Here is a 24,407-nt window from a genome sequence, read left to right on the forward strand (position 1 = left end):
CCGAGGCGCTAGTTTGTGATTTGTGCCGGGTCGCGGTCGCCGCGCGCGGTCAGCATGAGCAGAACGGTTTCCGATGGCGCGATGCGGCCATCGGCGCGCAGCATCCGGGCGGCAGCCAGCCCCGCCCCGGCGCAAAGCTCGACCCAGAATCCGGCGGCCGCCAGCTGGCCGGTGCCCGCGCGTGCGGCGTCGTCGTCCACCACCACCGCGCCGCCGCCCGATCGCGTCACCGCGTGCACCTGCTGGGCGGTAACGGTGGACCCGGCCGTGGAAAACTGCCGCGTTGCGCCGGCAAAATCGGCCTGCTGCGACGCCCCGGCCAGCACGCGGGCCAGGCGCGGAAACGGCTCCACAGCCCACAGCTTCGGCACGCGGCCCAGGTGCCCCATCCTCACGAGGTCGCGCAGCGCGCTATAGAGGCCCCACAGCAGGTCGCCGCGGGCGGTGGGTACCATCACGTGGTCGGGCAGGCAACCCTGGTGAACCCATTCGAGCGCGGCGGCCCGGTAGCCTTCCACGCCAAACACGGGACTGCCGACGGCCGGCAGGCTGTAGTTCGTCAGCGCGAAGGCCCCGTCGTCAAGGACGCGGCGCCGCACGTGTTCCCAGCGCGCATGTCCGGTCTCGCAAATCACGCGGCGCGCGCCGTAGTGGCGCAGGGCCACGTCGAACACGGCCGGCAGGTCGCGATAGGTGGCCACCTCGCACGCCAGCCCGGCGGCGGCGCAATAGGCCGCGGCGGACACCGCCGCGTTGCCGCTGGACGCCAGCACCACATCGCGCGCCCCGGACGCCAGCGCCCGGCTTACCGCCTGGGCCGACATGCGGTCCTTGTGCGAACCGGTCGGGTTGGCGCCCTCGTTCTTGATCCACATCGCCGCCACGCCGGACAGCGCGGCCAGCGACGGAACGGGCAGGCAGGGTGTGGCACCCTCGCCCAGCGTCACGCCGTCCAGATACGGCATCCAGTGTCCCCAGCGATAACCCTGGCTTTTTGGTGCAAAATCGAGCGCCGGGGTACTGTCGCCACCCGCGTAGACCGCTTCGAGGCTGCTCGGCTGGCCCTGGCCGGCGCAGGCCGGGCAGCCTTCGGGCAGGTCGGCGACCGGGTAGACCTCGGCGCAGGTCACGCATCGCAAGGCATGCAATGCGGGATTGACGGTCGGCACAACGCCGGGCGGATGGATGTGGGACATGGCGACGGACTGGAATGGCATGACGGCGAGTCTACGGGCAGACGCGCCCCCGCAACGCAAGCCATCCGGCGTTTTTGATAAGCCAAACTTATAGGATGAGGATGGGGAAGACAGCCGGGGATGCCGGGGACGCCGGGCAGAGCGTCAGCGCGCGGCAGATCGAGGTGTTCCGCATGGTCATGCGACTGGGCTCGGCGCGCCGGGCCGCCGAGGCGCTGCATATCAGCCAGCCAGCGGTGACCCAGATCGTGCTGCAGCTTGAAAAATCGGCGCGGCTCAGGCTGTTCGACCGCAGCAAGGGGCGCATGGTCCCGACCGCCGAGGCGGCCGCGCTGATGGACGAAGTCGAGCGCGTCTACGTGGGCCTGGACGCCGTGCAGCGCAAGATCGACCTGCTGCGCTCGCACGAGGACACCGTGTTGCGCGTGGGCGCCCTGCACGCGATGGCCGCCAGCGTGATGCCGCTGGCGGTGGCCAACTTCACCCACAGCTATCCGCGCAGCCATTGCCGGCTGGAGGTGGACAGCTCGCGCGGCCTGCGCGAACGGCTGCTGCAGCGCGAGCTCGACCTGGCCTTCATGGGCGATGAAGTGGACACCAGCGGACTGACCGCGTCGGAGTTCTACGCCATTCCGGCGGTCTGCATCGTGCCCGCCACGCATCCGTTTGCCGGGCGCGGCCGCATCGGGGTGGCAGACCTGGCCGATGCCCCGCTGATCGGGCTGGATGCGGCCGACCCGGCCCAGCGGCAACTGCAATCCGCCTTTGCCGAGCACGGCCACATGGCACGGTTCGTCGCCACCACGCCATACAGCCATACGCAATGCGCGCTGGTGCTGGCCGGCGTCGGGCTGGCCATTACCAACCCGCTGGTGGCGCGCACTTACACGGCGCTGGGGCTGCGCAGCGTGCCGTTTGCGGGCGCGGTGCGCTTCCGGGCCGTCCTGGCGTTTCACCCGGGCCAGGGGCAATCCACGGCGGCACAGCAGTTTGTGCGGCTGTGCCGCCAGCGCGTGGATGACCTGCTGCGCTGAGGCGCGCCGCTCAGCCGTTGCGGAACAGGAAGCTGTACGCGCTCAATGCCGGCGCGCCGCCCAGATGGGCGTAGAGCACGCGCGAACCGGCCGGGAATTCGCCCCGCCGTACCATGTCGATCATGCCGTGCATCGACTTGCCTTCGTAGACGGGGTCGGTCATCACGCCTTCATACCGCGCGCAGGTGCGGATGGCCTCGAGCGTGCCTTCCGACGGCAGGCCGTATTCCGGTCCGCCGTAGCGCGTGTCCAGCACCACATCGGCATCGGCAATATCGCGATCGAGTTCCACCAGCCCCGCCGTATGTCTGGCGATGCGCAGGATCTGCGCGCGGGTCTGCTCCGGCTTGGCCGATGCGTCGATGCCAATCACGCGGTCTGCCCGGCCATCGGCCGCAAAACCCACCACCATGCCGGCCTGCGTACTGCCCGTGACAGAGCACACCACGATGTAGTCGAACCTGAAGCCCAGTTCGGCCTCCTGCGCGCGCACTTCCTCGGCAAACCCGACAAAGCCGAGACCGCCGAGCGGATGCTCCGAACAGCCGGCGGGAATCGGATACGGCTTGCCGCCGGCCTGGCGCACGCTTTCCATCGCCTCTTCCCAGCTCTTGCGAATACCGATGTCGAAGCCGTCGGCCACCAGCCTCACGTCGGCACCCATCATGCGCGACATCTGGATATTGCCCACGCGGTCGTAGACGGCATCGGCATAGTTGACCCAGTTTTCCTGCACCAGCACGCATTTCAGCCCCAGGTGGGCAGCCACTGCGGCTACCTGGCGGGTCTGGTTGGACTGGATGCCGCCGATCGACACCAGCGTGTCACAGCCTTGCGCAAGTGCATCAGGAATGAGGTATTCGAGCTTGCGGGTCTTGTTGCCGCCGAAGGCAAGACCGCTGTTGCAGTCTTCGCGCTTGGCGTAGAGCGCGACCTTGCCGCCCAGATGCTCGGACAGGCGTTGCATGGGCTGGATCGGGGTGGGACCGAACGTCAGGGTATGGCGAGGGAAACGCTTCAGGTTCATGGCGGCTGCTCCGGAGTGGATGGCGATGGACTCCATCCTAGAAAAAAAGCCGCGAAACGTGCTTGCAAAGAACGGCGCCTGCGCACACTATTCATGGATATCCCGCCGAATATCTTTCCGTTTATTCCGGAAAATCACCCGTGAAAGACACAAAATTTCGCGCCCGATCCGTGCCACCCGCAGCCCCGGCCGCGCCGGCGGCGCAGCCCGCCACAGCGCACGTTGGCACCCTGGACCGCGCCGACAAGGCCATCCTCCGGGCGCTACAGCAGGATGCGTCGATCTCCAACGTGGCGTTGGCGGCCAAGGTGAACCTCAGCCCGCCGGCCTGCCTGCGCCGCGTGGAGCGGCTCAAGGAGATGGGCCTGATCCGGGGCATCGTGGCGTTGCTGGACCCCAAGGCGCTCGACGCGGGCATGCTGGTGATGATCGGGGTGGTACTGGATCGATCCACCCCGGAATCGTTCGCCCAGTTCGAGTCGGCCGCGCAGAAGGTGTCGGGCTGCATGGAATGCCATGTGGTTACCGGGGAATTCGACTACTTCATGCTGGTGCGCACACGGGACAGCGAAAGCTTCAACCGGCTGCACGCCGAGCAGTTGCTCTACCTGCCCGGCGTCAGGCAAATCCGGTCGTTCATGGTGCTCAAACAGGTGCTGTCGACCACGCAGTTCCCCTTTTGACAAAAGTGCCGGCGGCGATCTCGGGTAGACTCTCATGTCTTGTTTACCCACATCACGTTTTCATGCTTCCTACGGACCTGGCTGGCGCCGACGGCGACCAGAGTGCTTCGTTGCCGCGTTCCGAGCGGGCCTATCAACAACTGCGTGCCGCCATCCAGGCAGGCCAACTGCTACCGGGAACCCGTCTGCGTGAAGTCGAACTGGCCGAAACGCTCGGCCTGTCGCGCACGCCGGTGCGCGAGGCGCTGTCCCGTCTGGAATCCGAAGGGCTGGTCGTCAACGAGCCGAACCGCGGCATGATGGTGACCCGGCTCGATGCGAGCATGGTCAGCGAGCTGTATGTGATGCGCGAGGTACTGGAATCGACCGCAGCCGCCCTGGCGGCGCGCCATGCCACCGACGTGGAGATTTCGCTGCTGCGCGATATCGTCGAACGGGACCTGTCGTTTGCGGCGGACCCCGACAAGCTGGCGATGAACAACCGCCTGTTCCACGAAACCCTGCACCGCTGCGCGCACAACCGCTACCTGCTCAAGACGCTGCGGTCGCTGCACGAGTCGATGGCGCTGCTGGGCCGGTCCACGCTGGCCGTGCCGGGCCGCGCGCGCGGGTCGTACGAGGAACACATGGCGCTGGTCGAGGCGCTGGAAGCCCGCAACCCCGAGCAGGCCGAAATGATTACCCGCCGCCATATCCAGCAGGCCTACAAGGTTCGGCTGTCGCTATGGATCGAGGAACAATCGGGCAGCTGAGCGGGTCTCCTCCGAGTTCGCCGCCCGACCATCATGGCCCCGCTCAGACGGGGCCATTATTTTAAAACCCCGAAAAGTGTGTTCCGCCGTTGCGCTTTTTTGCAACGATGGGTCGCGTTATTGTGTGCCGCAAGGCTGCAGGCTTTCTCTCCCTTCCAGCCTTACGTCACCTCCGTGGCGGTTTTTTCATGATTGGCGCGGGCCCGTACGACTCTCAGGCGTACGGCAGGCCGGCGCGGGCGCGGCACCGTTGCCGCGCCTCATCTTTTTCCGCCGTAACCCTCACGGCAAGGAGTCGTCATGACTGACAAGCCTGTCAAGATCCCCGGCCCGGACCACCCCATCACCATCACGCCACAGCGCGCCCGCGTGGTCGTCACGGCCGGCGGCCGCGTGATCGCCGATACCACGCGCGCCCTGAACCTGCAGGAAGCGTCGTACCCCGCCGTGCAGTACATCCCGCGCGACGATGTCGACATGTCGCAGCTGACCCGGACCACGCACGCCAGCCATTGCCCGTACAAGGGCGACGCCGCCTACTTCAGCATCGGCGCAGCCGGAAGCCGCGGCAACAACGCGGTCTGGACGTACGAACATCCGCACGACGCCGTGGCCCAGATCGCCGGCTACGTCGCGTTCTACCCCGATCGCGTCGACAGCATCGACATCCGGCGCTGATCGGCACCTCGGCCAACAGTGTCTTCCGAGTCGGCCCATTCGGGGACGCGGCCACCCGCTTCGGCTGGATGCCAAACGGAAGGCCGCGTGGCTGCTTTTGAAGCACAAATGAAAAACCGGCCCACCGTGCACCTGGATGGGTGTACGGCGGGCCGGTTTTTCAATGCATGCGGCGCCAGATGCGCCGCCCTTCTCTATCTGCTGGCTTCGATCAGCCGTTCGCGTAGACCACCTTGGCCTTGCGCGCTTCCGCCTGCAGGCGGGTAAAGATGTTCTGGATAGCGGCAACTGCGCGCTTGGCATCGTTGGCGAAGCCCAGGCGTTGCGTGCCCAGTTCACGGTCGATCAGTTCACGTTCCAGTTGATCGGTCAGCTTGATGTCGGATTGGGTGTTCATGGCGTCCTTCCTTTCAGGGATAACCCTTTTGGGGTTTTCCCTAATTGTAGCAGAAGGATTGTCGCAATGCAGCATTAGGTAATTCTGCGTAGTGCCCAGGCGCTACTTCACTGTATGAGAGGGACGATCCCGATCCGCTCCGCAAGCATCCGTTCGTACACGCCAAAATGAAGGTCGACTTCAGCCTGACTGACGACTGTGACCTCCAGCCTGATCTGATCCGCCTTAAGGCCGAAGATGGTGGCGAGCGCCAACTCGAGGTCGGGCACCATATCCTTGTCCTTGGGGAACGTCGTGCCAATGCTGATCGAATACGCATTGGAGCGATCCGCAACGACTTCAAGCAACCGCGCCGCGGCGCTCATATTGTGTTCGATCGCAATGCGAGCCAGCTCTGCAAGACTGCGCATCTTCTCGGTGGGAAACCCACGGACGCAGCGTAGCCGTACGCGATGAGGGCCCATTGTGAGCCAGTCGGTATCGAATTCCATGACAAAAAGGGGGGGCTTGTAGTCGTTAAGCCATCGATCCAGGCTTCGTAAAGCCGGCGAAGGGGTCCTGCGAAAATGGGGGCGCCCCGGAGGCGCCCCGAACGTCGAATGCTCTCCTATGATGGCAAACGCCTATTCCAGGTTGATGGCAATGCGCCGCGGTCTCGCTTCCTCACGTCGAGGGATCGTCAGTTTCAGCACGCCGTCCTGCAACTGGGCGCCGATCTGACCGGCATCCAGATCCGGACTCAGCGAGAACGACCTCGCAAAATGCGGCTGGCGAATTTCCGCGTGTTGCACGCGAAGCGTCGGCGGCGTCGGCACGATCGCTTGTCCTTCGATATGCAGCGTACCGTCGTTGACACTGACCTGCAGGTTCTCACGGCTCACGCCTGGCAGGTCAGCCCACAGCGTCACACCGTTGACGTCTTCCACAATGTCCACCGCAGGGACCAGCGTGACCTGCCGCGCGCCCTTCTCATCCGGGCGTTGGGCCACAGTGCCATCGTTACGTTGCGCAAGTTGGGTGTTGGCGTTCATGGCAGCCTCCCTCAAGTTACTGAACGGTGATTGCACGCGGCCTGGACGCCTGGCGCTTGCCCACGCTCACGGAAAGACAACCATTGGCATAGCGTGCCTGGACCTTTTCAGGATCTGCGCCCTCGGGCAGTTCAATCACCCTTCTGAAGGCGCCGACGAAGCGTTCCTGCGCGTAATGCCGTGACTCCGGCATGTCGTCCTGCCAGAGCGGTCGCCGTTCGCCGCTGATCGTCAACAGACCACGGTCGATGGTGACTTCGATGTCGTCCTGCTTGAGGCCCGGAGCGAAAGCCACGATCTCTATCGAGTCGTCGGTTGCCCCGATGTTGATGGCAGGAAAGGCGCCGGAGCGCCCGGCGCGGATGCTGGAAGGAAACCCGCTGAGCAGGCTCGCCATCTGCCTTTGCAGGCGATCGAAGTCACTGAACAGGTCGGTTCCAAAGAATGCGTCAGTCATGGTCGTGTCCTCCTGTAGGGCGCAGCGAGGAATGAGGGGCATTACGCGCTCCCATTCACTCGCCGACACCCCGGCAAACAAACAGAAACACGCAGCGCGACATCGCGACTGCCTGAGCGGAAATAAAAATAGCAACGGGTAATGCCAATTTCAAGAGCCGCATACATCACTTATTGCATATCTTTCAGGGCACGATATCGCCTCTGGCGCGTGGCCCGTACGCGCCGGTTATTGGCGCGTGCCCGCGGCATTGCTACGATGAAATCGCAGCCCTTCCCTGCGTTCGTCTTCCGCCGCCATGGACATCGTTCTGCTACGCCGCGGTCATCGCGCACTGATCCTGCCCCGCGACAAGGACCTGATCGACTGCGCTCCGCGGGTGCGCCACTGGCTGGGCGCGCCCTATACACACACCACCACCGAACTGACGATCGATACGCCGCTTCCTGGGATTCCCACGCATGTGGTACTGGCGCAGATTCTCCAGAAAGGCTTCTGTGCGCTGGACCTGCATGGCGTAGTGGATGCGTTCGAGGTGCCCGCTTCGGCGGCCTTCACGGAGGAAATCGCCCGGGACGCCGACAACAATGCTACGGATTTGCTACGCGCGAACGACGAACTGCATAGAAATCATCGTAGTTAGGCCAATGGCCAACCGACTTCGTATGGGATTCAGGCATCCAGGCGCGGCCAGAAATGCGCCGACCCTGCACGCCCGGTCGGCTATCATGCCAGTCCTCTCCGAAGTGGCTCGCTATGATTTCCGTCCGTAATGTCACGCTGCGCCGTGGCGTCAATGTCGTCCTTGACCGCGCATCGGTCACCTTCAACCCCGGTGAAAAGATCGGCCTTGTGGGCCGCAATGGCGCCGGCAAGTCATCGTTCTTCGGCCTTCTCAACGGCACGCTGCACGAAGACAGCGGCGAGTTCTCGATTCCCGCGGCATGGAAGATGGGGCAGGTCGCGCAGGAGATGCCGGAGACCGAGCAAAGCGCCACGGACTTCGTCGTGGAGGGTGACACCGTGCTGCTGGCGGCGCAGACCGAAGTGGCCGCCGCCGAGGCCAGCGACGACGGCATGCGGATGGCGCACGCCTACATGGCCCTGCACGACGCGGGTGCGCACGATGCCCCGGCGCGTGCCCAGGCCCTGATCCTGGGCCTTGGCTTCAGTGCCGCGCAGCTTACCCAGCCGGTCAACAGTTTCTCCGGCGGCTGGCGCATGCGACTGCAACTGGCGCGCGCGCTAATGTGCCCGTCCGACCTGCTGCTGCTCGACGAACCGACGAATCACCTCGACCTCGACGCGCTGGTCTGGCTGGAAGCCTGGCTCAAACGCTATCAGGGAACCCTGGTGGTGATCAGCCACGACCGCGAGTTTCTCGACGCGGTAACCCAAGTGACGGTGCACGTCGACAACGCCCAGCTTGTGCGCTACGGCGGCAACTACAGCAAGTTTGAAGACATGCGGGCCGAACAGCTGGTATTGCAGCAGGCTGCGATGGCCAGGCAGGCGGACAAGATCGCGCACCTGCAGAAATTCATCGACCGTTTCAAGGCCAAGGCCTCGAAGGCAAAGCAGGCGCAGAGCCGTGTCAAGGCGCTCGAACGCATGGAGAAGATCGCCCCGGTGCTTGCCGACGCCGAGTTCAGCTTCGAATTCAAGGAGCCGCTAAACGTTCCGAATCCGCTGCTGTCGATGCTGGACACGAGCTTCGGCTACCCGCCGCCGACCGGCGCACTGCCGGGCACCCCGCCCACGGTGATCGTCCGAGGCATCAACCGTTCCGTGCTGGCGGGGCAGCGCATCGGCATTCTCGGTGCCAACGGCCAGGGCAAATCCACGCTGGTGAAGACGGTGGCGCATGCGCTGGCGCCGATTGCCGGTGAGATCAGCGAAGGCAAGGGCCTGAATATCGGCTACTTCGCACAGCAGGAACTTGACGTGCTGCGCCCGCTGGACACGCCGATGGAACACATGATCCGCCTGGCCAAGGACACGCCGGCTCACATGCGCGCCCCCGGCCAGAGTGGAACCGAACAGTCCCTTCGTACTTTCCTTGGCACCTTCAACTTCAGCGGCGACATGGTCCATCAGGCGGTCAGCACGATGAGCGGCGGCGAAAAGGCGCGGCTCGTGTTGTGCATGATCGTGTGGCAGCGCCCGAACCTGCTGCTGCTCGACGAGCCGACCAACCATCTCGACTTGTCTACACGCGAAGCGCTCGGTATGGCCCTCAACGAATTCGAAGGCACCGTGATGCTGGTCAGCCACGATCGCGCACTGCTGCGCGCTGTATGTGACGAGTTCTGGCTGGTCACCAAGGGCGGCGTCGAACCGTTCGACGGCGATCTGGACGATTACCAGCAGTTTTTGCGCGACGAAGCCCGTCGCATGCGTGAGCAGGCTGCCGCAGCGTAGCGGCACATCGCCGGAAGCAGGCCGCCCGCCCCTCAAAGGCGGACTTTTGTATGCGGCAAACAAAAACCGGCCCGCCGCGCACCTCGATCAGGTGTGCGGCGGGCCGGTTTTTATATTCTCGCGGCGCCTGGCGCGCCGCCCTTCACGATCGGCCGCTACCGGCCGATACCGATCAGCCGTTCGCGTAGACGACCTTGGCCTTGCGCGCTTCCGCCTGCAGGCGGGTGAAAACGTTCTGCACGGCGGCGATCACGCGCTTCACATCGTTGGCAAAGCCCAGGCTCTGGGCACCCAGTTCGCGTTCGATAAGGTCGCGTTCCAGTTGATCGGTCAGCTTGATGTCGGATTGGATGTTCATGGCGTTCTTCCTGCTAGGGATTACCCTTATGGGGTTTTCCCGCATTGTAGCAGACCGATTGTCGCAATGCAGCATTAGGTAATCGTACGTAGTGCCAGCGCGCAACATGTGCGCCAAATGCGGCAATTCCGTCGATCATGCGTCCATTTTCTGAGAAATGCTGCTTTATCCGCTTTATCTAGAAAAAGCGGCGGGATAGCCTCAGAACGTGACGCTCGACTTCAACCCAATCAGGAAAGCGTTGCCGTGATGGGACGTGCCGCCCGGATGCAGGACGTACTGCACGTTGGGACGCAACAGCACCGATGACACCGGGGACCACGCGTAATAGACCTCGGTCACATACTCATATCCGCTGCCTGCCACGGTGTTGCTGCCGGTCCGCGCATTGTTCTGCGCGACATAGCTGGCAAACCGAACGTTGTTGTGCGTGGCACCGAAGGCCAGGCCCACGGAATCCCGCAGCCGGCTCTCGAATGGCCCTGCGTACTGGATGCCAAGCGCGATCTGGTGGTCCAGCTGGGCAGTGTTGCGATCTGCCTGGGAGACGTTCAGAAACACCGTCGCGCCACGGCCGCCCTGGGTTCCCGTGACCTGTTGCTGGAAATTGATATAGACCCCAAACTGCCCGCTGCGCTGGAGCGGATCGAGGCCGGTGACGCCACGCGGGTTATGGTTGATGTCGTAGTACAGGTCGTTACCGTCGGACGTGTTGTACCAGGCCCCGAGCTTGTAAGAGCCGGGGCGTCCCGCAAAGGCCGGCAGCCAGCCCACTTCCAGCGGCAACAGCGCCCCGGTCGTGCCACTGGGATTGTTCGGTTTCCATCCGTTATGACGCGCGTAGCTGTCGTCGACATACTTGGGATTGACCTGATAGATGCCCACCTGGGCGTAAGTCTCCTGCGACGTCCGGTACTTGATGCGGCTGGCCCACTGGCTGGTCGGCCAGTTGACCCAGTAGCTGCCAACCAGATTGCCAGGCTGTGCGCCACAGAAGGTAAGGTTCTGGAAGTCACAGGAAAAGCTGGCAAAGTCCTCGCCAACGGTCAACCGTCCCAGCTTGATTTCGAGGCGGTCATCCAGCAGCTTCTGATTCACCCATAGTTGCGTCAGATGCCAGGTCTGGCCACGCCCGTAGACCTCCTGGACAAGCATGTTGTTGCCGATACCGGCGTCCGCCCCCAGATTTCGGCCATTGCGATCGGTCATCGTGAACTGAAAGGTCGCACCGCGCCACCCCGCCACCTTCTGCATATCAAGCGTCGTGCTGAACGCCCATTGATCGGCATACCGGGTCAGGTCCTCGGTGCCACCGCTCAGGTTGCGCGCCAGCTCGCTGACGTAGTTCACGCCGAACGTCACACCCTGCTCGGCCAAACGCGTGCGCTGCCCGTTCCAATCCCCGAGCAGATAGGGACTATTGCTTACGTCGTACGCCTGCACGCCGCACGGCGCCAGACCGAGTCCGGCCCAAGAAAGCAGCGCCAGGCGCATGACGAGCGGGCTGCATGGATTGCCGTTCTTCCGCATGGGTTCGATGCCCCCGTTGTCAGCCCTGCGGCGCTACTGCGGTAGCGCATAGGCAATGACGTAGTCGCCCAGCTTTGTGCCGAATGAACCGTGGCCGCCGGCAGCAATCACCACGTACTGCTTGCCGTTGACCGCGTAGGTCATCGGCGTTGCCTGACCGCCGGCGGGCAGCCGCGCTTGCCAGAGCTGCCCGCCAGTATTGACATCGAAGGCGCGCAGGTAGTTGTCCGCAGTGGCGCCGATAAACACCACGCCACCCGCCGTGACAATCGGGCCGCCCAGCATCGGCATGCCCATCTTGAAAGGCAGCGGGACTGGCGCGCTGTCACGCACCGTACCGATACGGTGCTTCCACACGATGGCATTGGTCTTCAGATCGATTGCCGCGATATAGCCCCACGCCGGCTGTTTGCACGGCAGGCCGAACGGAGACAGGAACGGATTCAGCGTCACGCCGTAAGGGACACCGTATTGCGACTGAATGCCCACCTCCGTGCCGCTGCCCCTTGCGCCTTGCACCGGCTCGACCGGATTCCCCGGGCCGCGCGGGATCAGACGCGAGACGAACGGCAGCGCGATGGGGTTGGCGATAGCAATCTGACGATCGGTGTCCACCGCGATGCCGCCCCATTCGAACATGCCAAGGTTGCCGGGGAAGACCAGCGTGCCCTGCAGCGAAGGCGGCGTAAAGGTGCCTTCGTAGCGTAGCTTGTGGAACATCACCCGGCAGACGAGCTGGTCGTACATTGTGGCGCCCCACATATCCGCGTCGGTCAGCAGCTTCTGCGGCCGAAACGTCAGCGCAGAGAAAGGTTGCGTCGGCGAGACGCGATCCCCTGGCGCGGCGCCCTGCGGCACGGGCCTTTCGGGTGCGGGCACCACCAGCGCCCCGGTGCGGCGATCCAGCACGAACAGGTTCCCCGTCTTCGCGGGCGCATACACGACAGGCACCGTCTTGCCGTCCTTGTCCGTGATGTCGGCAAGCGTGGGCTGCGAAGGCAGGTCCATGTCCCAGAGGTCGTGGTGAACCGTCTGGTAGAACCACGCAAGCTTGCCGGTGGATGCATGCAGCGCGAGCAGGCCCGATGCATAACGCTCCATGTCCGGAGAACGGTCGCCGCCCCAGATATCCGGCGTCTTGACGCCCATCGGCAGATACACGATGTCGAGCTTCGCGTCATAGGCGGCGGGGGCCCAGGAATTCGGCGAATTCCAGGTGTAGTGCGCGCCGGGCCCCGGAATCTTGTTCGGGTCCGGCGCGCCGGGGTCGAACGCCCACAGCAGTTCGCCCGTCCGCACGTCGTACCCACGGATGACGCCCGACGGCTCGCGCGTCGAGAAGTTGTCCTCCACCGCGCCCGCCACGACAATCACCTTGCTGGTGACGACCGGTGGCGAAGTGGGCTCGTACATGCCCGGTGTGGTGACCGGCATCGCATGCTGGAGATCGAGATCGCCCTGATCCGCAAAGCCGGCGCAACGTTCGCCTGTCAACGCATCGAGCGCATAGAGGTGGCCATTGTTGACGGGCAGGATGATCCGCCGGGTGCAGGCGTCGGTGGATGGCGTTGCGGCACCGGCTGGCGCGGCGGCCGTGGCGTCGCTGGCTGACGCAACTGGCCCGGACACCGGAGGGCTCGCCGAAAGATCGACATACGACACGCCCCGGCAGGTCACGTGCTGAAATGACGGATCGGGCTGCAGCTTGGGATCGAACTTCCACTTGAGCGTGCCAGTCGCGGGGTCCAGCGCAAAAAGTTGCTGGTGGGGCGAGCAGAGATAGAGCAGGTTGCCGATCTTGATCGGCGTCACTTCATTGGTGATTTCCACCGGATCTTTCGGCCCTTTCCTATCACCCGTACGGAATGTCCAGGCCACCTTCAGGTCCTTGGCATTCTGCGGCGTGATCTGTTGGAGCGGCGAATACCGCGTGCCTTCCTGCGTACGGCCATAGGCCGGCCAGTCGGTGCCGGCAATCCCCTCGCGATCGCCGGCCGGCGTCACCGCTGCCGTCCCAAAGGCCCCGCGGACCGTCTGTGGATCGTTGAAAGCCGCGTAGACCAGCACGCCGGCCCATATCAAGAGTGCGCCGGCGAGCAGACCCACGCCAAGCCTTGGCCTGCCCGGCAGGCGCCAGCCGACAAGCAGAAGCAGCCACACGCCGAACACGACCAGCACACCGGCGCGCGGCGCGAGCGCCCAGAAATCGGTTCCCGATTCCCAGACGGACCAGATCGCGGTGCCGATCAGCAACAACGCATAGAGCACCAGCGCCACCGGGCTGCGCAGGTGGAGGGCCCACGCCACCCCAAGCAGGACGACGCCGGCCACGACGTAGTAGGCCGAACCGCCGAGCGAGACCAGCCATGCGCCGCCTCCCAGCAGATATAACCCTGTGAGCGCCGTGAACAGCAAGCTGACAACGCCGACGAGGCCAAGCGATCCAGGACGTGCCATTCCCTTCTCCAAGCGGTTGGTCTGGGTAATCTAATCAATCCTTCAGGATAGTTCGGCCTTTTCCGTCTGTTCCAAAATAGCGCGTTCTCGACATGGAATAGCCTGTCGCCGACGCCGGGGCACCCCGGCATGTTCGTTGCTGCTTCGACGGCAGGCAGATACGGCCCTTGCCACTTCATTCCCCTGCCTGCCAGGAGCAACCATGGAGGAAAGTCTCTTCTATCGCGGCCACCATATCGTGGTCAAAGCCGAAGAACACGTTTTTGGCAAATGGTGCTGGACGTACACCATCGACCACAAGGCAGCCTATAGCGATCATGGCCCCTTTCACGGCAGCAAGCGAACGGCGATGGATGCGGCGATCAAAAGCGCGAAAGCGCGTGTTGACAGGACGTTCGATGGTGGCGCGTCTGCAAAAAAGGAGTAGCTGGGCCGCCCTTCACCCGCCGTGTGCCTCTGATCCGCACGCGATGACGCTGTACGAAACCCGTCGATTCCTGACGCAACGGCGCAAGCGGCCACGTACTACATTGATGTCGTCCGGCACCCGCCGGCAACTCGCTCAGGCCGCGCCGTAAGCTTGGCGCGGTTCTTTTTTTTCTGAGGGGCGCGCCTGCCTCAGCAACTTGCGTAGTTCGATTTTTCAATGCCGACGAAACTTCTGCCTTGCCGGTCGGGCGCTGGTCAGCGTCTAGCGAACCGCTGAGGGCGGACCATGGCGGAAATCGGATGGTGAATGCAGGCAGCCGCAGACGGGCCGCCGAAGTCGGGCGGGTCCTGCGCAGCAAGGTGGCGGGACAACGTCTACAGGGCCCGAACCAGGAGAGACACCGCCGCGTAGACCGCGCCCACCGCCAATACGCAGGCGGCGAAGACCACATAGTATTTCACGCCGTGGCGGGGCGGATTCGAATGGAAGTGATGGATGACCGGCTTCATTTATCGACCGCCGAAGCACCGGCTTTCTCACGGCGCAACTGGGCTGCGCGCCATTCCAATGCATCGAGGGCGCCTCTCATATTCGTCAGCACCTGTGCCTCGATCGTGGCATCCCGCCCGTCCCGGGTCAGCCAGCGGACCAACCGTGTCTGGCTTGCCACATCCTTGCTGAGGTCTTTCAGATATCGCTCGACCGCCGCCAGGTCCCCCAAGTCTTCGAGTCCCATAACCATTGCCCCCCTTTCCCCGGAATCGTAATTTCTACATTAATCGAGGGCCGGCGGGATGGAAATCGATGACGGATTGTCCGGATATCGTCCTATCCGGACACCTCGGTCTCAAAATTGTGCATGTACGCGCACACCGTAAAAGCGCGCGGGCCCACGATCGCGGTTGTAGCCGGGGTGCCGGATGTACTGGAAGTCCGGGCTGATGAAGAGATGCCGCTGCACGGCCAGGCTGTAGAACACCTCGCAAATCTGCTCGGGGCCATAGCGCAGCGCGCCGTCGCCAAGAAAGCCGCCCAGGCCGCCCTTCGCCAGGTATTCCTGATGCTGCTTCGACAGTCCGTTGACAGCCACCGCGACCCCCAGGCTGTCCATGCCGCGATGCCAACTACCGCCCTTCAGGATCGCCCCGACCGAAGCGCTACGCCCCACTTCGGTAAATGCATAGCTTTCGGTCTTGTCATCGGCCCAATCGGCCCTGGCATATAGGCCCAGCGATTCGCCAACCTTCTGCTCCAGGCTCACGCCTGCCCCCACTTTCGCATGCTCGCGCCGGACTTGCGCCACATCAGGCGGGCCGCCGCTGCGGGACGCCAGATCGATGGCGTCCGAAAACGCCCCCATATGCGCGTGATTGCGCCACAGCAGCAGGCGCGCTTTCCCAGCGTTGCCGAGCAAGGTATAGGCCCGCTCCACTTCCAGCATGTCGCCGTAATGCTCGAAGATCCGGGTGTCCAGTTGCAGCCCGTTTGGCTCCAAGGGTTGCAGGAACCGGCCGATGCGCACCGCCCAGTCGCCATCGATGTACTCGACCGCCGCGCCCCAGGTATAGCCCCGCGCATCGGCGGGATAGTCGAACGACGCGTGCGAGGCAAAGGCCGTATTCAGGTACTCGCTGCGCGGATCGTGGGCGTACTCAAGGCTGTTGAAGACATCCAGCACCGACAGATTCCCAGCCGTGATGACGACGCGGCGCTTGGCCCGTGAGCCGGCAAGTTGATGAAACCCCGATTCCGCCGATTCCGTCTCGCTACCGATTGCAATCTCCTGCCTGAGGAAAAGGCGAGCCCGGTAGATCGTGGGATTGGCAACGGCGGCCTTGGCCAGTTCCGCGTTCGCCAGGCCGCCCAGCCCCTGCGAATCGGAAAATGCGACACCCTGGATCAGTTCCGGGTCCAGAAAGACAGCGGCGCCATGCCACAGGCGCAAACCGACGCTCAGCGTTGCCGACCATGAGTAGCCGTGTTCCGCCGACGGCAGCAGGCTCTTGGTGCCTGTGTAGGCGGCCGGGAACGATGGCTTGTACTGCCAGACGTAAGTGGACTGCGCATGTACCGCTATCGTCTCCTCGGGTTTCGACACCTCGCTGCCGCTGGTCGGCGCCACTTCCTCCAGACTTGCCGTGGGATCCTCGTTGGCTGCTGCGGCGGGCCCGCCGAATACGAGGCACGCCAGGAGAAGCGCCCAGTGTGCTGCGCGAAGACCGTCATTGAACATGGCCGCAATGTCCTCGCGCCTCCATTGATCTGAAGATCAATCTAGCATTGCGCTCGGCGCCCCGATGTCAGACAGGCATCAGATCAGGCTGCGGATTTGGCTGACATGCCCGCAAGCCGCCCCAGACGACTTGCTCCCTGAAGGTGGCCATCCACCCATACCTTGGCGGGCGTTCTTTTGGCCTGATGCCGGCCGGTCAGCCCGCCGTGCCGGGCTCGCGCTCCGACAGCGACTCCAGCAGCTCGGCTGACGGCACGAAGAACAGGCCGCCCGTCACCGCCTGGCTGAAATCGAGCAGCCGGTCATAGTTGCCGGGCGGCTTGCCGACCACCATGTTTTCGAGCATCTGCTCGATCGGTGCCGGCGAGCGGGCGTAGCCAATGAAGTACGTGCCGAATTCGCCCTTGCCGGGCTGGCCGAACGGCATGTTGTCGCGCAGGATCTTGATCTCCTCGCCGTTTTCCTCGAGCGTCGTCAGCGTGCTGTGCGAGCAAGACGGCTTGACCGCATCGTCAAGCTCGATGTCGTCGAGCTTGGTCCGCCCGATGATGCGCTCCTGGGCCTCCACCGTCAGGTCGTTCCAGGCATCCATGTTGTGCAGGTACTTCTGTACGAGCACATAGCTGCCGCCCGCGAATGCCGCGTCTTCGTCGCCGATGATCGTGAAACGGGCCTTGTCGTCGCCCTCGGGGTTCTCCGTGCCATCGACAAAGCCCACCATGCTGCGCATGTCGAAGTACCGGAATCCCTGCACTTCATCGACCACGGTCACGGCGTCGCCCAGGCGCCGCATCAGCTGCATGGCCAGCTCGAAGCACAGGTCCATCTGGTCGGCGCGGATATGCAGGAGCAGGTCGCCAGGCGTCGCCGGGGCGCGGCGGTTGCCGGCCTCGAACTCACGAAACGGATGCAGCGATGCCGGGCGGGGATTGCCGAAAAGCCGGCTCCAGGCATCCGATGCAAAGCCGCAAACGCACGACAGATTGCCCGCCGGCACACGCTTGCCTACCGAGCGCACCAGCGCGGCGATGTCGCCGCAGATCGACCTGACCGTGTCGGCGTGCGCGTCGCCTTCCGAAATGGTGGCGACGATAAAGATCGCGCTGCGGGTGATGGGGCTGTAGACAGCCTGCGGAATGGGGGTGTTATTCATGTTCTTCCAGTCGCTTGACGGTGGTGGGCCCAATGAGTGGTCCGGTGGCTCGCCACATCGCCGCCCATGTGACCGATCCCATGGCGCGGCAAAACGGGACGCCGGCCCCGCGATGATAGGCGCCGCCCGCCCTGCGCACAATATCGGCATGGCGGCACGTCGGCGGCACCAGGGCGACAACGTCAGCGCCTCTGGCGGCGGCGTGCAGTTCGGCGACAAGGAAGTAGCGGGCAAGGGCTGCCCAGCGCCTGGGGAACGAGGCTGATTCTTCAGCCAAGCGGCGCGTCAGCCGGCACGTACCGGAGCGTGCCGGCCTGCCGCGCCGGGCCGCCGGTATCGTTCGGATGATTGACGCCATCCATGACTGGCACTTCGGCAAAATCGAACGGGCTGACGCCGTCCAGGCAAGCTACGTTGACGCCGTACAGATTCGGATTCGAACGCCGCTGCAGATGCGTATGGATGCCGCAGCGCGAACAGAAGAAGTGCTGGGCCAATCCGGTGTTGAAGCGGTAGCTGCTCAGTAGCGCCTCGCCGCGCAGAAACCTGATGCCACCGATCTCCGCCGCGACGACGACAGCGCCTCGCATCCGGCAGTAGGAACAGTTGCAGCGGCGTACCGTGTCGAGGCCGTTGCTGAGTGTCGCCTCGAAGCGCACCGCCCCGCAGTGGCATTGACCCGTCCACCGATCCTGATTCATGTCGCTTGTCATGTTGCCAATCTCTCCGCTTGTTCAAAGTCCCAGGCAAATCGTGCCGGCCGTGACGACCAGGCAGGCAAGCCAGCGTGCCCGGCTGACGGTTTCTCCCAGGAACACCCGTCCGATCAGCACCGCGAACACCACGCTGGTTTCTCGCAACGCCGACACCGCGCCCATCGCACCCGACTGCAGCACCCAGATCACGATCCCATACGCGGCCAGCGACACCAGCCCGCCCGCCAGCGATACGCCGACCGACAGCGGGGCGGCGCGGACCGGCATCCAGAGCGCCCCCGCGCCACGCATCGCAACGAACAGCACCGGCATCAACCAGTAGAACAGGAACATCCACGCGGTGTAGGAAAGCGCCTGGCCGCCGGAAAGCCTGACGCCGATGCCGTCGATGACCGTATAGAGCGCAATCGTCGCGCCAGTCGCCAGCGCTGCCAGCGCACCCGCGCGCGACACACGGCGCCCCTGCAACGCGATGGCGATGATGCCGCCCGATATCATCGCCACCCCCAGCACGTGCAGCGGCGCGATGGCCTCCTGCGCGAACCATGCCGCCCCGAGCGTCACCAGCAGCGGCGACGAACCGCGCGCAACCGGATAGGCCAGCGCCAGGTCGTTGCGGCGGTACGACCGCACCAGGCTCATGTTGTAGACGATATGCACGAGCCCAGATGCCACCACGTACGGCCACGCGGCGGGGGCCGGCAAGGGGCTGGAAAGGACGATAACCGTGGCCACCGCCGCGATGGCGATGCTCATCCACGTCATGGACAGGAAGCGATCCCGATTGCCATGCAGCATCGCGTTCCAGCTTGCGTGAAGCAAGGCGGCCAATAGCACGACGCCGCCGGTCAGACTGAACATAGGGTTGCCGAATGAAAGTGAGCGGGAAACACGTCAGACCGCGTCAAAACGCGTCAGAACACGTCAACAAGAGGGAGAAACCATCGACAAGCAGGATATCTATCTTGTAAGCGCCGGACAATCGAGATAAATTGGCCGGTCACGTTAGAAAATCTCACTCCAATGAAACGCGTCTTGCCTCCGCTCAATGCCTTGCGGGCCTTCGAGGCCGCTGGCCGGCTCGGCAGCATCAAGGACGCCGCCGTCGAACTGCATGTGACGCACGGCGCGGTCAGCCAGCAGGTGCGCCTGCTCGAAGAATGGCTTGGCGCCCCGTTGTTCGAACGGCATCACCGCCGCGTGGCACTGACGCCCGCGGCCAAGGCCTATCTGGACAAGGTCGGCCCCCTGTTCGAGCAGCTTTCGCTGGCCACGGCCCGATATGGCGTGACCGATACAGTCGCCCGGACCTTGTCCGTGAACGCATCCGCCACCTTCACCTTGCGCTGGCTGGTGCCCAGGCTCGCAGCGTTTCGGGCGGCGCATCCCGATGTGGAGATCAGCGTGGAGACCTCCAACGCGCCGCTGGAGAGCCTCGGAGACGGGTATGACGTGATCATCCGGGGCGGTCCGGACACGTTCTACGGCTATGCGACCCGCTCCTTCCTGCACGAGGAACGGGCGCCGGTCTGCAGCCGGGCGCTGCTGCAGCGCCTGCCGCTCCAGTCGCCAGGCGACTTGCGCCAACACACGTTGCTGCACACCTCGAGCCTGCCCCGTCTCTGGCCAGACTGGCTGGCCAGCGTGCAGATGCCGACGCTGATCCCGGCCGCCACCCTGAACTTCGACCACTTCTATCTGACCTTGCAGGCCGCGATCGACGGTATCGGCATTGCAATAGGGCCGCTCGCGCTGGTGGCCGACGATCTGGCCACCGGGCGGCTGGTCGAGCCGTTCGCCACGCCGCGCCTGCCATCGCGCAGCTATTGCACCTACGTGCCGGACCACAAGTCTGGCGATGAACTGGTCGGGCAATTCTGCGCATGGCTGGAGCGCGAGGGCATGGCACCCCAAGGCGCCGCCCGTTAGCCCGCCGCCGCCCCGTTTCGGCCCCGTCCACGATTTTTTTGGGGAATTTCGCGAAAAGGTGGTCTGTTCCGGATTCTCGCGTGACATAGCAAGTAAGACCTTCCTTGCTGATGCTCCGCAGTCCGTTCTCCGTATGCCTTCTGACCGCCACGCCTTTCGTCCCGCTTTTCGCCACGCCCTGCGTCCCTCGACACTGATTCCGCGTACCCTGCTTGCCGCCACCCTCCACGCTGCAGGACTGATCGTTGCGACCCCCGCCTCTGCGCAGGGCGCCCCCGCGCAAGCGGCCGCCGTCCACGCCTACGACATCCCCGCCGGCCCCTTGCAGGCCGCGCTGAACCGCTTCGGACGCGAGGCCGGCATCCTGCTGGCGTTCACGCCCGAGCAGACGGCAAACCTGACCACCGGCGGCCTGCGCGGCCCGTACACGGTGCAGGCCGGGCTGGACCACCTCCTGGAAGGCACCGGCCTGGGGGTGACCCGGGATAACGGGAGCTATCTTCTTGTACGGCGGGAATCGGTGTCCGCGGCCACGTACGACGCGGCCGGGACAACCCTGCCCAAGGTGACCGTCAGCGCCACGGGCCCGGCCGACAGCTATCGTCCGCAGCCCAGCCCGTCCACGCTGCGGTCCGACCTGCCGCTCCAGGACACGCCGCAGGTCGTCAACATCGTGCCGGCCCAGGTGCTGCGGGACCAGCGGCCCCGCAATCTGGACGATGCCCTGGGCAACGTCAGCGGCATCACACAGGGCAACACGCTCGCCGGCACGCAGGACACCATCATGAAGCGCGGCTTCGGCGGCAACCGCGACGGCTCGGTCATGCATAACGGCATGCCACTGGTGCAGGGTCGCGGTTTCAACGCGGCTGCCGAAAGCGTGGAAGTGGTCAAGGGGCCGGCGTCGCTGCTGTACGGCATCATGGACCCGGGCGGCGTCATCAACATCGTCAGCAAGGTGCCGGAACGCCAGCGTCATACGGAGATTTCGCTGCGCGGCTCCACGTACGGGCACGGCAAGAACGGCGCTGGCGGCACCCTCGACACCACCGGCGCCGTTGGCGACACGCCGCTGGCCTACCGGCTCGTGGCGGACTACACCGACGAGCAGTACTGGCGCAATTTCGGGGTCCACCGCGAAACGCTGATCGCGCCATCGGTGGCGTGGTACGGCAAGGACACGCAGGCCGTGCTGTCGTACGAGTACCGCAAATTCCTGTATCCGTTCGATCGCGGCACGGCGCTGGACCCGCGCACCAACGAACCGTTGGCCATTCCGAGCCGCCGGCGGCTCGACGAGTCATTCAACGAGATGGGCGGCGAATCGCATCTGGCGCAGCTATCGGTGGACCACCAGTTCAATGCCGACTGGAAAGGTCACTTCGGCTACAGCTACAACCGCGAGACGTACGATGCAGGCCAGTTGCGCGTGACCGGCGTGAACACCACCAACGGCACACTGAGCCGCAACAACGACGCCACGCATGGTGCGTTGAGCACGGACAGCTACGGCATTGCCTACGTCGACGGCAACTTCCGGCTCGGCGGCATGCGCCACAACGTGCAGCTGGGGATGGACCACGAGTACCGGCTCATCTATCGCAGGGACCTGCTGCGCCAGGCCACCAAATACACGTTCAGCTACCTGAATCCGGTCTACGGCCTGGAAAGCCCGTCCACCACGGTCTCGGCCAGCGACAGCGACCAGACCGATTCGCTGCACAACACGTCGGTCTTCCTGCAGGACAGCCTGTACCTGACCGACAAGTGGATCCTGGTCGGCGGCGTGCGCTTCATGACGTGGAGCCAGGTGGCGGGGCGCGGCCGCCCCTTCACGGCCAACACCGACATCTCGGGCAACAAGTGGCTGCCGCGCGCCGGCATCGTCTACAAGGCCACGCCGGCGGTATCGGTCTATGCGAGCTATACGGAATCGCTCAAGCCGACCTCGACCATCGCGCCGCTGAGTTCCGGCGTGGTCATCGACTCGTCGGTGGCGCCCGAAGAGGCCAGGTCGTGGGAACTGGGCACCAAAGTGGACCTGGCTGGTGGCCTGACCGGCACGTTCGCGCTGTTCAACATCGACAAGAAAAACGTACTGGTATCCCAGTACAACGACGTCACCAAGCTGACGGACTGGCGCACGTCGGGCAAGGCCCGCTCGCGCGGCGCCGAGCTGGACGTCTCGGGGCAGATCGGCACCCGCTGGAACGTCATCGCCAGCTACGCCTATATCGACGCCAAGACCACCGAAGACCCGCTGTACGCCGGCAACCGGCTCTGGAACGTGGCCCAGCACACCGCATCGCTATCCGCCGTCTACGACTTCGGGCAGATCTTCGGCGGCGACCGCCTGCGGCTGGGCGGCATGGTCCACTACGTGGGCAACCGGCCCGGCGATTCGGCCAACAGCTTTTCGCTGCCCGCCTACACGCTGTTCGACGCATTTGCCACCTACGAGACGCGCATCAGCGGCCAGAAGGTGCGCTTCCAGCTGAACGCGAAGAACCTGTTCAACCGCGTGTACTACCCGTCCAGCGCCAACCGCTACTTTGTGGCCGTGGGCGACGCCCGCCAGGTTTCCCTGATCACCACCATCGCGTTCTGACCATGCACGAATCGCCGAAAACCAGCCGATGGGTGCGCACGGCACTCGCCGCGTTCGGCACGGCCTGCGCCCTCTGGGCAGCACCCGCTTTCGCCGCCGATCGCACCATCGCGTTCGTGACGCAGGTATCGAGCCCCAGCGCCGCGACAGACCGGATGGTGAAGACCCATCTCGAATCGCGCGGCTATCGCGTCACGATCCATGACCAGGATGTGGCGCCCGACGTGGTTGCCAACGCCGATTGCGTGATCCTGTCGTCCACGGTCTCGGCCAAGTCGATGCAAGCCGGATGGCGGCAACTGCGCACGCCGCTGGTGACGTGGGAGAACGACTATCTCGACGACCTGGCCATGACCGGCAAGCGGCACGACACTGACTTTGGCGAAGCACCGCGCGAACGCTATGTCTGGCTCGTCAACGCGCCGCATCCGGCCGCCGCCGGGCTGCCGGCGGGCGTGGTGAACGTGTACCAGAAGCAGGCCGCCATGAGCTGGGGCAAGCCGGGCCTGGGCGCCAGCACCATCGCCACGCTCTATGGCCAGCCCGACAAGGCTGCCGTCTTCACCTACGAGAAAGGCGCGACGATGGATTACGAGGCCATCGCCCCGGCGCGGCGCGCCATGATCTTCCTGGACAACGAGACGTTCCCCAATCTGTCTGCCGAAGGGCTGCGCCTGTTCGATGCGGTCGTCGACTGGGCGGCAGAGCCCGGGCGCCGGTAGCGCGATCACCCAAGCCAGGACAAGGCTTCGTCCAGCGACAGCACGGCGGTGCGCGACGCGAACGCCGTGTCAAACAGGTGATCGTGGACGACCGGGTCCGGGTCGTAGCAGCAATCCTTGACCGTCAGCAGCCGGTAGTCCGCGTCGCTGGCGTACGCAACGGACGACAGCATCACGCCGGTCGAGGCAATCCCCACCATGACCAGCGTATCGATGCCCTGGGCCGACAGCCGCACCTGCAGGTCGGTGCCGAAGAACACGCTGGCCCGATGCGCGACGACGATGGGCTCATCGGGCTGGCGGCCCAGCTCTGGCGATATCCGGTCCTCGACAAACAGGCCCAGTTGCCGGATGCCCTGCCCGTTCCGGTTCAGCGGACTGATCTCCGGATAACCGGGCGCGAAGTGGATCTTCGCAAAATAGACGCTGACGCCCCGCGCCCGGGCCGCGTCGCAAAGCCGCCGCGTGTTGGCCAGCAAGGTGGGCGCGACGTCCGGAAACAGGTTCAGGATGTCCGTCTGATAGTGCATGACCACCAGCGCCGTCTGCGCTGGCACACAGGTCGGCATCGGCATGCTCGCTCCGGGTTCCAGGA

25 protein-coding genes are annotated in these 24,407 nt (G+C 64.5%); 10 read left to right on the forward strand and 15 right to left on the reverse strand.

Annotated elements, in window-relative coordinates; translation table 11 throughout:
* Positions 1–8 precede the first annotated feature (8 nt).
* Positions 9–1,196 (reverse strand): pyridoxal-phosphate dependent enzyme, encoded by a 1,188-nt coding sequence (locus AC3FJ6_RS14405; RefSeq protein ID WP_488772520.1) that lies wholly within the window; start codon positions 1,194–1,196, stop codon positions 9–11.
* 101 nt (positions 1,197–1,297) lie between these two features.
* On the opposite strand from AC3FJ6_RS14405, the gene AC3FJ6_RS14410 reads away from it, so the two are divergent.
* On the forward strand, positions 1,298–2,230 hold the full coding sequence (locus tag AC3FJ6_RS14410) for a LysR family transcriptional regulator (RefSeq protein ID WP_488772521.1): 933 nt from the start codon (positions 1,298–1,300) through the stop codon (positions 2,228–2,230).
* Positions 2,231–2,240: 10 nt separating this feature from the next.
* Here the strand turns inward: AC3FJ6_RS14410 and AC3FJ6_RS14415 are convergent, their stop codons facing one another.
* Entirely contained in the window at positions 2,241–3,257 is a 1,017-nt protein-coding gene (locus AC3FJ6_RS14415; protein WP_488772522.1) for a 1-aminocyclopropane-1-carboxylate deaminase, read from the reverse strand.
* Positions 3,258–3,427: 170 nt separating this feature from the next.
* Here AC3FJ6_RS14415 and AC3FJ6_RS14420 point away from each other — a divergent pair, with 170 nt between their 5' ends.
* From AC3FJ6_RS14420 to AC3FJ6_RS14430, 3 genes are all read left to right on the forward strand, one after another.
* Positions 3,428–3,940, forward strand: a complete 513-nt coding sequence (locus AC3FJ6_RS14420; RefSeq protein WP_488772826.1) for an Lrp/AsnC family transcriptional regulator — start codon at positions 3,428–3,430, stop codon at positions 3,938–3,940.
* 62 nt (positions 3,941–4,002) lie between these two features.
* Complete coding sequence (locus tag AC3FJ6_RS14425) at positions 4,003–4,692, forward strand: GntR family transcriptional regulator (protein ID WP_029051113.1); 690 nt, start codon at positions 4,003–4,005, stop codon at positions 4,690–4,692.
* A gap of 300 nt (positions 4,693–4,992) precedes the next feature.
* Positions 4,993–5,370 carry a DUF427 domain-containing protein gene (locus AC3FJ6_RS14430; RefSeq protein ID WP_488772523.1) on the forward strand — a complete coding sequence of 126 codons (378 nt, stop codon included), beginning with the start codon at positions 4,993–4,995 and terminating at the stop codon, positions 5,368–5,370.
* A 211-nt stretch (positions 5,371–5,581) separates the two neighbouring features.
* On the opposite strand, the gene AC3FJ6_RS14435 is transcribed toward AC3FJ6_RS14430, so the two are convergent.
* The 4 genes from AC3FJ6_RS14435 to AC3FJ6_RS14450 all read right to left on the reverse strand — a co-directional run bounded on the left by AC3FJ6_RS14435 (position 5,582) and on the right by AC3FJ6_RS14450 (position 7,255).
* Positions 5,582–5,767 carry a hypothetical protein gene (locus tag AC3FJ6_RS14435; protein ID WP_488772524.1) on the reverse strand — a complete coding sequence of 62 codons (186 nt, stop codon included), beginning with the start codon at positions 5,765–5,767 and terminating at the stop codon, positions 5,582–5,584.
* A gap of 107 nt (positions 5,768–5,874) precedes the next feature.
* Complete coding sequence (locus AC3FJ6_RS14440) at positions 5,875–6,258, reverse strand: hypothetical protein (RefSeq protein WP_487522932.1); 384 nt, start codon at positions 6,256–6,258, stop codon at positions 5,875–5,877.
* A gap of 132 nt (positions 6,259–6,390) precedes the next feature.
* A complete protein-coding gene (locus AC3FJ6_RS14445) occupies positions 6,391–6,798 on the reverse strand; it encodes an Hsp20/alpha crystallin family protein (RefSeq protein WP_488772525.1) in 408 nt (135 codons plus the stop codon).
* 16 nt (positions 6,799–6,814) lie between these two features.
* On the reverse strand, positions 6,815–7,255 hold the full coding sequence (locus AC3FJ6_RS14450) for an Hsp20/alpha crystallin family protein (RefSeq protein WP_487522930.1): 441 nt from the start codon (positions 7,253–7,255) through the stop codon (positions 6,815–6,817).
* A 298-nt stretch (positions 7,256–7,553) separates the two neighbouring features.
* Here AC3FJ6_RS14450 and AC3FJ6_RS14455 point away from each other — a divergent pair, with 298 nt between their 5' ends.
* Together AC3FJ6_RS14455 and AC3FJ6_RS14460 are read left to right on the forward strand one after the other, a co-directional pair.
* Complete coding sequence (locus AC3FJ6_RS14455) at positions 7,554–7,898, forward strand: hypothetical protein (RefSeq protein ID WP_488772526.1); 345 nt, start codon at positions 7,554–7,556, stop codon at positions 7,896–7,898.
* Positions 7,899–8,011: 113 nt separating this feature from the next.
* Complete coding sequence (locus AC3FJ6_RS14460; protein WP_488772827.1) at positions 8,012–9,676, forward strand: ABC-F family ATP-binding cassette domain-containing protein; 1,665 nt, start codon at positions 8,012–8,014, stop codon at positions 9,674–9,676.
* A gap of 172 nt (positions 9,677–9,848) precedes the next feature.
* On the opposite strand, the gene AC3FJ6_RS14465 is transcribed toward AC3FJ6_RS14460, so the two are convergent.
* The 3 genes from AC3FJ6_RS14465 to AC3FJ6_RS14475 all read right to left on the reverse strand — a co-directional run bounded on the left by AC3FJ6_RS14465 (position 9,849) and on the right by AC3FJ6_RS14475 (position 14,021).
* Positions 9,849–10,034 (reverse strand): hypothetical protein, encoded by a 186-nt coding sequence (locus tag AC3FJ6_RS14465; RefSeq protein WP_488772527.1) that lies wholly within the window; start codon positions 10,032–10,034, stop codon positions 9,849–9,851.
* Between the two features lie 201 nt (positions 10,035–10,235).
* Positions 10,236–11,528 (reverse strand): carbohydrate porin, encoded by a 1,293-nt coding sequence (locus AC3FJ6_RS14470; RefSeq protein ID WP_488772528.1) that lies wholly within the window; start codon positions 11,526–11,528, stop codon positions 10,236–10,238.
* A 69-nt stretch (positions 11,529–11,597) separates the two neighbouring features.
* On the reverse strand, positions 11,598–14,021 hold the full coding sequence (locus AC3FJ6_RS14475) for a glucose/quinate/shikimate family membrane-bound PQQ-dependent dehydrogenase (RefSeq protein ID WP_488772828.1): 2,424 nt from the start codon (positions 14,019–14,021) through the stop codon (positions 11,598–11,600).
* Positions 14,022–14,223: 202 nt separating this feature from the next.
* Between AC3FJ6_RS14475 and AC3FJ6_RS14480 the strand changes: the two genes are divergently transcribed.
* The gene (locus AC3FJ6_RS14480) at positions 14,224–14,448 is read left to right on the forward strand and encodes a hypothetical protein (protein ID WP_488772529.1); all 225 of its coding nucleotides are present in this window, start codon (positions 14,224–14,226) and stop codon (positions 14,446–14,448) included.
* Between the two features lie 508 nt (positions 14,449–14,956).
* Here AC3FJ6_RS14480 and AC3FJ6_RS14485 read toward each other — a convergent pair.
* The 5 genes from AC3FJ6_RS14485 to AC3FJ6_RS14505 form a co-directional block, all read right to left on the reverse strand.
* Complete coding sequence (locus AC3FJ6_RS14485; protein ID WP_488772530.1) at positions 14,957–15,187, reverse strand: hypothetical protein; 231 nt, start codon at positions 15,185–15,187, stop codon at positions 14,957–14,959.
* Positions 15,188–15,298: 111 nt separating this feature from the next.
* Positions 15,299–16,684, reverse strand: coding sequence for a carbohydrate porin (locus tag AC3FJ6_RS14490; protein WP_488772531.1), 1,386 nt, complete (start codon positions 16,682–16,684; stop codon positions 15,299–15,301).
* A gap of 196 nt (positions 16,685–16,880) precedes the next feature.
* Positions 16,881–17,837 carry a Dyp-type peroxidase gene (locus AC3FJ6_RS14495; protein ID WP_488772532.1) on the reverse strand — a complete coding sequence of 319 codons (957 nt, stop codon included), beginning with the start codon at positions 17,835–17,837 and terminating at the stop codon, positions 16,881–16,883.
* Positions 17,838–18,106: 269 nt separating this feature from the next.
* Entirely contained in the window at positions 18,107–18,550 is a 444-nt protein-coding gene (locus AC3FJ6_RS14500) for a GFA family protein (RefSeq protein ID WP_488772533.1), read from the reverse strand.
* A 21-nt stretch (positions 18,551–18,571) separates the two neighbouring features.
* Positions 18,572–19,414, reverse strand: coding sequence for an EamA family transporter (locus tag AC3FJ6_RS14505; RefSeq protein ID WP_488772534.1), 843 nt, complete (start codon positions 19,412–19,414; stop codon positions 18,572–18,574).
* A gap of 162 nt (positions 19,415–19,576) precedes the next feature.
* Between AC3FJ6_RS14505 and AC3FJ6_RS14510 the strand changes: the two genes are divergently transcribed.
* The 3 genes from AC3FJ6_RS14510 to AC3FJ6_RS14520 all read left to right on the forward strand — a co-directional run bounded on the left by AC3FJ6_RS14510 (position 19,577) and on the right by AC3FJ6_RS14520 (position 23,812).
* A complete protein-coding gene (locus AC3FJ6_RS14510; RefSeq protein WP_488772535.1) occupies positions 19,577–20,482 on the forward strand; it encodes a LysR substrate-binding domain-containing protein in 906 nt (301 codons plus the stop codon).
* A gap of 133 nt (positions 20,483–20,615) precedes the next feature.
* Positions 20,616–23,090, forward strand: coding sequence for a TonB-dependent siderophore receptor (locus tag AC3FJ6_RS14515; protein ID WP_488772536.1), 2,475 nt, complete (start codon positions 20,616–20,618; stop codon positions 23,088–23,090).
* Between the two features lie 2 nt (positions 23,091–23,092).
* Positions 23,093–23,812, forward strand: a complete 720-nt coding sequence (locus AC3FJ6_RS14520) for a hypothetical protein (RefSeq protein WP_488772538.1) — start codon at positions 23,093–23,095, stop codon at positions 23,810–23,812.
* Positions 23,813–23,817: 5 nt separating this feature from the next.
* Here AC3FJ6_RS14520 and AC3FJ6_RS14525 read toward each other — a convergent pair whose 3' ends face one another.
* Positions 23,818–24,387, reverse strand: a complete 570-nt coding sequence (locus AC3FJ6_RS14525; RefSeq protein WP_488772539.1) for a cysteine hydrolase family protein — start codon at positions 24,385–24,387, stop codon at positions 23,818–23,820.
* Positions 24,388–24,407: the final 20 nt, after the last annotated feature.

The organism is Cupriavidus sp. 94F1, from assembly GCF_057798875.1.